Annotated in this window: 1 protein-coding gene; it reads right to left on the bottom strand. The window is 37.8% G+C overall.

Annotated features, from left to right (window positions below):
- Positions 1–304 (bottom strand): transposase (locus IRZ80_RS20870; RefSeq protein ID WP_228520982.1); only part of this gene is annotated, 304 nt, incomplete at both ends.

Raw genomic sequence — 304 nt, 5'->3', positions numbered from 1 at the left:
TTTTTGAACATGGAATCTGTCAGTGACCTGTATTGCTTTTGGGAAGCATTTTTTGGAGATCAGTTTCATAGAATTAGCCATGTCCAGTGTTATCTCTTGAACACCACTTCTTTTTTTATAATCAATCTTACTGATGTGTTCTATGACTTGATCTGCCTTTGTTCCAGCAATAATAGCCACTAAGCAACCTTGTTTGCCTTTGAACTTCTTGTTGGTTACAATGGTGTAAAGCTCTCCCTGAGACAAAGCTACTTCATCAATCGATAAGTGTGTACCTATGTTTTCAGGGTAAACAATCCACTGG

The sequence above is a fragment of the Flavobacterium sp. HJJ genome (assembly GCF_015351475.1).
GTDB lineage: Bacteria > Bacteroidota > Bacteroidia > Flavobacteriales > Flavobacteriaceae > Flavobacterium > Flavobacterium marginilacus.
The sequence above is the reverse complement of the archived record's forward strand: the minus strand, read 5'-3'. Positions and strand labels throughout refer to the sequence as shown.